At 40.9% G+C, this 12407-nt stretch carries 4 protein-coding genes; all 4 read right to left on the minus strand.

Annotation, left to right across the window (positions count from 1 at the left end; all coding sequences use genetic code 11):
- On the minus strand, window positions 1–2137 hold a 2137-nt coding region (locus tag AC1DPQ_RS04880), incomplete at its 3' end, for a fasciclin domain-containing protein (protein WP_477608200.1).
- Window positions 2138–2827: 690 nt separating this feature from the next.
- Window positions 2828–7150, minus strand: coding sequence for a hybrid sensor histidine kinase/response regulator transcription factor (locus AC1DPQ_RS04885; protein ID WP_477608202.1), 4323 nt, complete (start codon window positions 7148–7150; stop codon window positions 2828–2830).
- Between the two features lie 96 nt (window positions 7151–7246).
- Window positions 7247–10642 carry a DUF4450 domain-containing protein gene (locus tag AC1DPQ_RS04890; RefSeq protein WP_477583273.1) on the minus strand — a complete coding sequence of 1132 codons (3396 nt, stop codon included), beginning with the start codon at window positions 10640–10642 and terminating at the stop codon, window positions 7247–7249.
- An 11-nt stretch (window positions 10643–10653) separates the two neighbouring features.
- Entirely contained in the window at window positions 10654–12072 is a 1419-nt protein-coding gene (locus AC1DPQ_RS04895) for a glycoside hydrolase family 28 protein (RefSeq protein ID WP_477608204.1), read from the minus strand.
- Window positions 12073–12407 lie beyond the last annotated feature (335 nt).

A 12407-nucleotide genomic window follows, 5' to 3' on the forward strand; every position in this document is an offset into this window, starting at 1 on the left:
GCAAAGTATTGTCTCCAGACTCTGTTTGTAATAAGGTTAAATAGTTGTCGGCTTTTTTACCGTCAACTGCAACTGATTCGCCATTAATGATGTGGTAAAGGATAAATTTTCTTACCTGATCTTTTTGGGCTTCAGCGGTTGGTGCTGCTGTAGGTAAAGCGCCGGTAGCTTTTGTTCCAGGTAATAAACCATCTTTAATGGCTTGCGTAATAGCAGCATTATCCGGTACCAGCATGGTATATTTATTATCAATACCTGTATTCATACCTGAGATGGCTTTTGTTGTTGCATTGTAGAGTGAAGAGGTAGAAACAAACCAATAAAAAGACGAAAAGCGTGTAGGATCGCTGGTGGCCAGATTTTGCAGGTGCTGCCCTACATTTTTATCGGTAAAAGCCAATGGCGCATCAACATAATATACAATGCCGTTTATCGAAGTCGCATCAGTTTTTGTAATGTTGATATCGATACCGGTATCAACTGTTCCACTGGTCTGGATTTTTCCATTTCGGTAGCGTACATAATCGCCACTCTGACTTTCAACAATACCTGAACCACCTAAACTGGTTAATTCGCCAGTTGCCGTAAGCAAAACACCTGTTTTAAATAAACGAAAGGCATTATCACGGTAAATCTGGTTGTGCGAATAACTGGCTGTTGGGGAAGTACGATAGCCCCATGCAGTTGTTGTGGTACCGATACTGCCTTCATTGTAGCGGTAACCTGCTGCTGTTACCACCGCATCGGGCATTACCAATAAGGTTTGCCTTACGCCAGGTTGTGTGGTATATATTTTAACGCCTGACCCTCCGTCAGCATAGGCTAATAAAGTAAGATTGGTAGTCGGATCAAGATAAGGTACACCATAAACTGTTCTGAATACATTTGAGCTGTGTGCCTGGTTTACCCCATAAAAAACGGCATTACTCAAAATCTGTTTATCCACGGCATTATCTAAGCTCAGCGTGGTGGTTTCGAGCAGGTAATTTTGACCTTGGGCAAATTTACTTGGCCATAAAGCTGTTGGCCACATGTGCGAATTGATAAAATCGATAACTATGCTTGGTGGAGTACTTTTAAAGAAGGAATTGCCATACTTGGCCAATATTTTTTTCCGGTAAGCCCTAAAAGCCTCGTTGGTTGGCGCCATGATGGTCCAGCTTGATTTTTGAGATTCATTAGCCAGATAACTGTTTACCCCAGGCTGCTGGTAATTCTCATTATTGATAGAATAAGCCAGTAAACCGTTATAGCCTTTTACATATACCGAATCGGAACTGCCTGTAGCTACAAAGTTGCGGTGGGTTTGATATGCATTAGAGACATAAAATTTTAGCGAATCAAGCAGTGCTTTAAACTCGCTGTAATTGGCATTGCTACTGATATATTGGTCGATGCTTTTTAAAGGCAGGGTAACACGGTCTACCTCATGGATCATGCCGTTCTCAGCACTGATATCCATATTTACCACTGCTGCTGCTGCCACGTTAAACCCATTATAGGTAGAACCTGGATAAAATACGTTATAATCGCCAGCACTCATACCTCCTGTGGTCATAAATGCAGTAGTAAAATAAGGGATGTATTTATTGTTGTTATCACCATCTACATAAGCAGAAGTATTTACGCCTCTAACCGATTGTACATTGCGGTTGGTGGCGATAACTTTTGCCCGCACTCCATCACCTTTTTGTTGTACCCAATCGTAATAAGCAGTTTTTCTTTTAAAGGCAAAACCAAGACCCGTTTCGGCCCCGCCTGCCATTTGGTAGTTACTCAACTGATCTTTGCGGTAAGCATTGTATACCAAGGCATACTTTACAATTGAGGTAGCCATCGAATCGCTGATCTCGACAGTACCTTTAATATTCTGATCTTTAAAAAAACGTTCGAAAGCCGCATCATTCGGTGCAAAGAAAGTCCACCAGCCTGTTTTGCTTAAAATATCTTTATAACCCGCTTTGTCAATTACCGCGGTTAAGTGTTTAAAATTGCCCCTTGCTTCAAGCTGTTGGTAAATAGGATCTCCCAAACCTGCTGGGCGCTCATAAAATGCATCAAATTCTTTTTTCTGGCATCCTGATAAAACGGCAAGAAAAAACAGAAAACAACACGAACTTGTAAAAAGTCTGGTCATAGATTATTTGGTTAGTACAGGTTTAAGCAAGCAGTGGCGGAAGAGAAAAATTGAATACAGCAAAGCGGTTGAGAAATAAAATTGCTTTTCATTTCTGCGCTAAACCCAGGACATTATAGATGGCTATCCTTCTAATAAAATTCAATGTAAATCTTTAAGCTATCGGCTTACTTGTTCAGTTATATATTTGGTTATTCAATACAAATCTATCTCAAACCGCTAAAATGAGTTTTCAGAAATTGACGAATTGCTTTCGTTATTTGGTGAAAGTGTGGCTTTGGAGGTTTTTGCCGCTGATTTCACAGATTACCGCGGAGTAAAACAATAATTATTAAATCTGCGGGGTTCTTCTTAATCTGTGGGGGGAAAAATATAAAGCTTGTTACTTTTTGGTTCCCGCTGATTTCGCAGGTTAACACAGAGGAAAGTCAATCATGATTCTTAGGAAATGACCTTAAATCTGTGGGGGGAAATATAAACCTTGCTGCCGTTGGTTCCCGCTGATTTCGCAGATTAATGCAGAGTAAAATCAATCATAATTCTTAGGAAATCACCTTAAATCTGCGGGAGAAAATATAAACCTTGCTTCTTTTTTAGTTGCCGCTGATTTCGTAGACCAACACAGGGGGAAGACAATCTAATCTGCGTATATCACCTTAAATCTGCGGGAAAACCACAACTAATTTCAATTTAGATATGTACCATTGCTTTTAGATAAGCCGATGGCGAAACACTATATTTTTCCTTAAAACAGGTACTGAAATAAGGCAAACTATTAAAACCGGATAGATAACCCGCTTCTGAAACGGTGCACTTGCCCGAATCTAACAGTTGTTTACTTCGTTTAAGGCGCATATCGCGTACAAATTCTACAGGACTCAATGAGGTCAAACTCTTTAGCTTTTTATAGAAAGTTGTTCTTCCCATACCAATTGCCGCCGCAACCTCATCAATGTTAAAATCAGATTGGATCATCCCCTCTTCCACAATTTTGATAATCTCTTTCAAAAAGCTTTCGTCTTTTGAGGTAATTACAATTTCATCGGGCTGAAGGGATACAATACGCTGCTCTTGTCTATTGGAGAGTTGCTCGAAGAGTTTTTTCCTCGACAGGATCAAATTATCAATCGCCGCAGAAAGGAAATCGGTATTAAAAGGTTTGGTTAAATAAATATCTGCGCCATATTTTAAACCTTCAATCCGGCTTTCAATAGAAGATTTAGCGGTGAGTAAAATTACGGGAATGTGGCTGGTAGCAGCATCATTTTTTAACTGATCGAGCATTTGGATGCCATCCATTTTAGGCATCATTACGTCGCTGATAATCAAGTCGGGCAGTATGGCTAATGCCATTTCAAAACCTTCAGCGCCGTCGCCAGCTGTGCTAACACGATAATGATCTTTAAACCTAAGCTCCAGAAAGTTTCGAAGGTCTGGATTATCCTCTACAATTAACAATTGCGGGTGCTGGCCATTGGTATTCGAATTGATTGGTGACACCTGGTTTCCAGCAGGCACGCTTAAACTTAACGGTTCTTCCAGGCTGCTCTTTACCGTAAAGTTCACTTCCGAAGCATCGAAATGGCCATATCCAGATTTTAACTGCAGGGTAAAAATCATGCCGCCACTGCTGTGCTGTTCGGCCCACAGCTTGCCATGGTGACTTAAAGCCAATCCACGGGCTAGTGCCAAACCAATTCCTGTTCCCTTTAAATTGGTATCTGCGGTAATACTTTCTTCGTGATAGATTTCAAATATTTCCTCCAGTTTATCTGTTGAAATACCTTTGCCCTCATCAATAATGTGAATCAGTATGTCGCCGGTTTCTTCTTCTGTTTTAATCTCGATCCAGATTTTTCGATGAGGTGGTGTAAATTTAAATGCGTTGGAGAGCAAATTATAAAGGATAATTTCAATCTTTTCTCCATCTATCCAGGCCAAAACCGGTTGCTGATCGGCAAAAACATCGAATTTAATCTGCTTTTCGTCGGCCATGGCAGAAAAATGACTGGCAACCTCCTTTGATAAAGCCACCAAATCAATTTCAGCAACATTAAGCTGCATCTTTCCGTTCTGCAGTTTTCTAAAATCAAGTAGCTGATTGGTAAACCTGATCATCCGGTTCGCATTTCGGTGGATCACATTTATAAATTCCCTTCCCCTGTCTGATAACTTTTCGTTACGTGATATTTCTTCTAATGGATTTACAATCAGGGTAAGTGGCGTTCTGAGTTCGTGCGAGATATTGGTAAAAAAAGAGAGTTTAACCTCCGTTAATTTCTGTTCTACCAAAACCTTGTTGCGTAACCTGATCATGGTTACAATAATCCGTCTTGCTAAAACAGCAACAACAATAGCCAGCAAAAAATAAACCAGATAGGCAGGCCAGCTTAAATAAAAAGGTGGATGGACAATGATTTCTAACGTTTTTTCGGGCAGGGTTAAAAAAAGATCATCATTTGTAGCCCTCACTTTAAAGGTATAGGTGCCTGGCGGAATGTTGGTATAGGTTGCCCTCCGCAGGTCGTTTACCTGGTGCCAGGTTTTATCGAAACCTTCGAGTTTATAGGCATAGGTTATTTTGTTGGAAGCACGATAATCGAGCACCGTGTAATCAATACTGATTACATTCTGATCGTAGTTGAGCACTAGCGACTTGGTTTCGTTTATGGTAAATTTTAAAGGAGAATCTTTATCTCCGGGATCAATATCCTTATAATACAGTTGAATTTTGGTCAGCGCCATTTTCGCTGAAGTACGCTGATCGGCAATTTTTGAAGGATTGAATCTGATATAACCATCAGTAAGACCAAAATAAAGCTGCCCATTGTTTGCCGTAAAACAGGTAGCTTCAGAAAAACCAACTTTTGGCAATCCGTCGAAAGAATCGTAGTTTTTGAATGTTTTATGTTTTGGGTTAAACCTGGATAAACCGCGTTCGGTAGCAATCCAGATGTTACCTTCTTTATCGCCACTCATGCTTAGCAGCACATCATTCGCCAGTCCATTTTGTATAGTAAAAACCTCAAAGCGTAATAGATCAGGATTTTTCGGATCGGCAATTACTTTGTTTAATCCGCCACCAAAAGTAGCAATCCAGATTCCCCCAGCTTTATCTTTGTAAATATACTGTACGCTATTATTCCCCAAACTGGCATGGTCTCCGCGGATTTTACGGTAAGCTAAAAACCGGTAACCATTGGCAACAGGCCTGTTCGGATCAAAGCGCAACAAACCATTGCTTGTTCCAATCCAGATCCTGCCACTGTTGTCTTCTAATAAATATCGGATAACCTTGGCCCAACCAAATGGATAATGATGAAAAGCATTGTAAAAATTCTTAAAACCTTCTTTGCCATCAATATTGCTCAACAAATTAATACCACCACCCAGCGTGCCTACCAAAATGCGCCCTCTTGAATCTTCAATAACTGAATATACCAGATCGCTGCTCAAACTGTTTACATCTGTTGGGTTATTTCTAAAATTCTTAAGCGTATAAAGATTCCGTTTTTGATCGGTTGGTGTGGCTTTAAACAGGCCATCGCCTTTTGTCCCCAACCAAACATTGCCCTTGCTATTTTCAATAATGCTGTAAACGGTACCAATCGGTTTATTTCCTCTTCCAAAAACATCAACTTCTTTGTCATTCTCATAAACCCGAATCCTGCCATCTTTACTGCAAACCCATAAGCGCCCTTTCTGATCGTGCATCATAGCCCTTACTTCATTTTCTGAACGGTTATTGGGGTCGTTAACCAAACGGTGGTAATTAAATTTATCAATAAGCGAAACCACTTTATTAATCCCACCATCACGTGCGCTCATCCAAAGGGTACCCATTCGGTCTACATATAAACTCGTAATGATATTGGAAAACTTTTGGTCTGAAGAGCCAGGCTGATCATAAAAATAATCAATCTCGTCGCGCTGTGGATTATAATAGCCGAAACCGCCACCTTTCATGCTTACCCATAATATCCCGTTTGCATCGGCAACTACGCTATAATCGCGACTCGAGAAATTGAAATCTCTTTTTTGACTGAAATATTTATATTGTTGTGTTTTAGGATCGTACTTTATAATTCCATTTTCCTGTGGTTCAATCCAGATTAATCCTGAATGGTCTTCGTTAAGGGATAAATAATTTTCTTTGCTTCCAGATTGGCTTACTTTAAAACTGATTGGATCAACTGTGAGCATTCCCTTCCCCATGGTAGAAATAYAAATCAGACCTGCTTTTGAATAACAAATGGAATTAAACGCAGTTCCCTTACTAATCTGTTTAACCTGAAAAGATTGCGTCCTTAAGTCGTAGATTAACAAATTCCCATCACCAGTGCCAAAATAAAGTGATTCTTTGCTTTGAGCAACWCAGTTAACAGCATAAGAAGAAAGCATTTTTTCTATAGGCGCAGAAAACCTGAGCACTTGATAGTTACCATTTTTATTCCCTTGTAGACAGTTCAATCCGCCTTCGGTGCCTACCCAGATCCTTTGCTTTTCATCGCGGCACCTGAATTTCACAGCGTTTCCTTTAATTTGTCTGCCAGGCTTTTGCTCTTTAGCAAACTGTATGATGTCGGGTTGTCCTTTAAAGTTATTTGCAGCATATAAAAGCCCTTGATTTTCAGTTAGCAACCAAACGCCATTTTTAGTATCAGGCACCATATGGTCGATAATTACCTGATCTTTAAAAAATGCTTTAAAAGGGCCATCAGAAACGGGTAAAAATTGTTCGGTACGCTTATCGAAACGATAAATCTTAAAATCGTAGGTTTTTACCCACAGGTAACCCGATTTATCTTCTACAATTTCTCTTATTTTGTTAGTTCGCAGGTTAGAATTATCGCCGGGCCTACTTTTGTAAACCACAAAATTTGTCCCGTCGAAACGGTTTAGACCATCAAAAGTACCAAACCACATAAAACCGTCGCGGTCTTGGGTAATGCAGAGCACACCATCATGCGAAAGCCCATCTTCGGTAGAATAATGCGCGATATTGCTTTTCAATTGTGAAAAAGCAGAAAAAAAAGACAAGCAAATCGTTATGATCGGCAATATTATTTTTTTCGATATCCAGCTTTTATAGCACATTATTAAAAAAAACTAACGAACCAGGGTTACAGCCATTAAACCAATAATTACATCATTACAAAGCGCAGATAAGGTAAGCTTAGCCAGTGTTTTGTTAGGATCAAGCTTTAGGCCCAGAGCTGTTGCTGCACCTCCTTTTATATCTTTTCCGTTCCAGCTATCGCCATCTTTTGCGGTTACAATTTTACCCGTTTTGAGGTGTACACGTACAGGCCGTTCTGCGCCGGTATCGAAAGCAAAACCATCCGTAAAAAGATCCTGCTCAATTGGCCACCAATTTTCGGGATTACGTAAGGACAGTTTTTGGGTAGATCCATCGGTATACTGAACCGTAATTTCGCCGTTATCCATTCTGCTTTGCATGGGGTTAGTTGTCCCGGCCAAAAGGAAAAATACACCGCTTGCTTTACCAGAAAGTGGAATTTCTGCTTTTCGGGGAAAATTGTCCCACAGAGAGGTGTAAATGATATTTTTTAAAGTGCTATCTGATGGTGTTTTAAAAACCACTCCAGAAGCCAATGAAAATCCGCCTTTATTGCCTGCTAGTTTACGCAAACCCATATCATTAATTTCGGGTTTTAGTTTAGGGTGCGTCCAATCGCCAATACCTTGCCAGGCCAATTGTAAAGTTGTGGTTTGTGGCCGTGGAGACAGGTATTTATGGTTAAAAATCTCACCAACCTGATCGTTAAAATAAGTCGATAAATCTTGTGTTTCGAGCCTTTTACCTGTCCATTCTTTAGCAGTTAAATCTAAAATTTGATCTGGCTTTTTCACCGCCGCCTCCAATTTGAAACAAACAGGAAACCAATACGTGAACGGACCATTCTTAATCTGGGCAAAGAAGGTACGGTCACCTGGTTCGCCCTGAAGATTTGCGCTAAGTTTACTTTCACTTGTATTTATATTGTTAAGCACCTGCTGTGGATCGAATACTTTAACAATTTTAGCTTTACCAAAATCGACTTCCATTTTCGAACCCGCGGTATAGGCCACGTTAATTTTGGGTGGATTTAAGGTTTCACCTCCCCAAATCAATTCAACCAAATAATCTTTTGCGACTGCGCTTTCAATCTCGATTTCGGGTAAGCCAATTGCGTCGGCTACATTTTTCCATTTTACTGCTTTTCCATTAATCTTAACCGATTTTAATTGATTGCTTCTGGCTTTAATGCGCATTTTAAGTCCGAGCCTAATGGCAAATCTCGGCAATAGCTCATAGGTATCCACTAATCCTTTCCGTTTAAAAGAAAATGAAAGATCAGGAATGTTTATGGCCGCGTGACCCCATTCTTGTGGTAAACCTGGTCTGATGAGCAAGGTTTTATTCAGCGCATCAGGCACCACACCAAAAAGCCCTTCAACGAGTGTTCGGGAATTAATGCCTACCGGATCACCAAAATCGCGGTACGACTCCCCTAAAATGGCATCATAGCGGGAAACCTGGGCGAAATTACCCGGACTTCCTCCAATATACATGCTTGCAAGCAATTCACTTTTCCAAAGCTTAAAGGCCTCTTCGGTCCTACCAGCCTGCCAGTTGGCCAGTGCCGTATGGGTAACTTCGGCTAAAACCACATTGTTTAACGACCACTCGTAAGGCATCCAGTTTGTGGTTGATAGGGTATAATAACCTTTATCTTCGAGTCCTTTTGCCCTTACCGGGATATGTGGGATATTGGTATCAACATATCTTAAACTCTGCCAGGCCTGAAAAGCATCCGGAACCTCTGAATCTATACTATGATAAACCGTCCATAAACCTGCAGCCGGATGCAATTGCTGTAGACCTAATGCATCTTTATATTCTGCATACCAGCCTTTTTCTGGCATCCAGAGTTGGGTATTCATGGCTTTTAATATTTTGTCGGCCTCTTTTTGATAAAGACCTGGATCTTCATTAATTAAATGGGCAAGTTTAGCGGCAATTAAATTCGCGCGGTAGTTATAAGCTGAGCTATGTGTTCCGCTTCCGCCACTATATTGCAATGCATCGCTTGCCCAAATGGCTGCATAGGCATCATAAAGACCATTATCATCAGAATCAAATACCCTTTTCTCCCAAGCCAGGTGCCTTTTAATTACCGGCCACATTTCTTTCACATAAGCTAAATCGCCAGTCCAGTTGAAATGCCAGAGCAGTTGATCGATGTACACCAGGTTCATATCGTAATGATGCGGTCTGATCGATTTCCCATCTGGCTCACGACTGATGTAACCATTGCTGAACATTGCAGTCCCCATGGCCTCTTTTGATCGTGAAAGGTTAAAAGCAGTATCGGCCAAAACAGGTCCATTCTCGGGATTGAGCACCTGCGATTTGGCGTAGGCATCAAAATGTATTCTTGCCCGATCGTGCCAACCTAGTGGATCGGCAGTATAAGGTCCACGCCAACCGGGCAAACGCATCCGCCAGCCTATGGCACCGTGCATATAAGATGGCGCTTCCCAAATCCCATCCGAAGCCATCGCCAAAGTACCACCGATKGTGTTGAAAAAGGGATCTGGCGTATCAACCTGTACCCGATCGGCTAAAATTTTACGTTTCTTTTCTGATTCTATAAATTGGGTAGCACTATCCCAGTTTTTAGGAGCATTGTCTTTTTCAGGATTTTGGATCAATACATAGAAATCTTTACCATTTTCTATGCTTATTTTTCCGGTAATTACTGGATTTTGCTGTGTTTTAGATTGATCTAAGTTTAATGGGGAGGATAGATCGGCTGCATCCGCAATCCTGATTTCGGCAGGAAAAATTCCGCTTATTTTTTTGATTTTAGCATATTGAAGCTCGAAACTGTTTTTTGTAACCGTAAATAAATTATCCTTGCAGTTTTGTTTCTCGAGGTAAAAAGAAGATTCGGGATCCACCCCCATATCGCCACTCCGGCTAAACTTTTTATCACTTGCTCCACCGAAAACCCAAAGCAGCTCTACACCCTTTTTCACATTTTCGAAACGGGCTTTTAACACTATACCATCGCTATTGCTCAATGCAAGGAGGGTTAAATGCAAGGTACCATTTCCCAGCAATGGATCTTTTATCGTGTAAATCATCGATCCTGGACGATACCTGGCGGTAATATCTGCTGCCTTAATCAGCCATTTGCTGTTATTGCCATCAAGTAGGCCAAACTGCAGGTTTCCCCCCATAGCTGGCATATACAAAGCAAATTCAGGCAGATCGCCAGCCTCGACCCGAAATGCAGTATTGGTTCCGTATAATGCTCTGGTAAACCTTCTTGTACCGTTATGGATAACAAAATCTCTTCCCTCTGGACGGTAACGTAAACTTGCATCTTCATTGTGCCAGGTTCCTGATTTTAAGGTTGGTGGATAAAGTTCCTGTGCAAAAAGTGTGCTCACTGATAAACTGAAGCAGAAACATAAACTGTAAAATCTTTTCATTTTCGAAACAGCTAAGGATTTACACTTACTGAATTACTTACTTTCAATGCGCTTTGGTCTGCCGTTGTAATATTCACCCGATCAAAAGTCCAGTTTTGTCCAAAATCGATCGTTCCGGCAGTAGCTGCTTCTATTTTCAGCTTGGAGAGGTTAAAGTTTTTCAATATGGTTTCTGAAAAACCAATGGCATTGATTGCCTTTTTAGCACTGGTAGCGGTAACATTAAACACATTGATGTTTTGTATTTTAGGTATACCCTTGCTTGCCGGTTCTACATGGGTTAAAAGTTTGGTCCAATGCGCGGGGATAGAATCTGGATGGTATCCAGCTGGTAAAGTAGAATAACTATAAGAAGGATTCCAGTTTGGATTTACCTGAATCACATTGCCCACACCATGCATAGTAATGTTACCGAAATACACGTCTTCTACTGTACCTCCCCTTGTTTTGGCCGATTTAATATTAATCGCGTTACCCGTTCCATAGCCTACCAGATCGGAGGCCCACACATGCCGGATACTGCCCGAAGTTTCGCTGCCCAAAGTAAGTAAGCCTGCTCCTTTACGCGCCACACAATTGCGGATCACCACGTATTCGGTTGGTCGGTTTACCCTTAGGCCATCCCAATCGCGACCAGCTTTAAGGCAGAAATTATCGTCGTTACAATCGATATCGCAATTTTCAATCAGTGTCCATAACGAAGAATCGACGTCAATCCCATCGGTACTCGGGCCACTGCCATCTACATTGTTCCGAATGGTAATATGATCTACCGTTACATAAGAAGAGTACAAAATCTGTACGGTCCAAAATCCAGCCTGTTGCACATGAATATCTTTGATGACCACATCCTTGGCCGATTCGACCAGTATCGTTCTTGGGCGTTTGGCATCATAATCTACAATCCACCTTAAGCCTTTCGGGTCATATTCTTTTCTTAAATTCCAGTAGTATTCCCAAAATGGTTTGCCCTGGGCATTAATCAATCCCTTGCCCGAAATTGAAGCTTTATCTTGTTTTAGAATGTTGATTAGCGCCGCAGGCCATTTCATTTCGATGCCGGCCACACGAGTATCAATTTCAGGATAATCTTTAATGTTCTGGCTACCCAAAATTTCAACACCTTCATCGATCTTTAAATTGACTCCATTTTTAATAAAAATGGATCCCGTGAGGTATTTGCCCGCTTCAAAAGAAACGATACCGCCACCTTTCGCTGCACAATCATCAATGGCTTTCTGAATGGCATTTGTAGCCAAAGTTTTACCATCGTTTATCGCGCCATATTTGTTTACAAGATAGTTATTTTGCTTAAAACTGAATTTCCTCGCACCCACCTTGCTTACCCAATCTGGTGTTTTCGGTTGGGCAAAAACGATAATACTAACGAGCATAAGGGCTGCAAGCATAAAAGAATGGATGCTTTTCATAAATTCCGGAATATATTTGGTTATACGTTATCGCAAGCGTTATATAGCTGCTGGTTTATTTCCGGTTAATATATAAAACGCGGCGCGCCCAACCATCCTGCTGCATCCTGCATAAAGACATCTAAAGATGTTGTTCGTTTGTGCTTTTATTCTTTCTGCCAAACGATCGGGCAAGTTCTTTTAGTTTATCAGCAGAATGCCCAAAGAGAAGGATGAATAATTTCTGTAGCTCGGGAAGGTGGTGTTTAAAAACGAACCTTCATCGGATTATTTTAGAACTAAAAATTTAGCAAAGTTCGGAGAAAATAGTTTACATACATGACAAACAGTGATTT

The organism is Pedobacter sp. 01T416_2 (genome assembly GCF_056398925.1).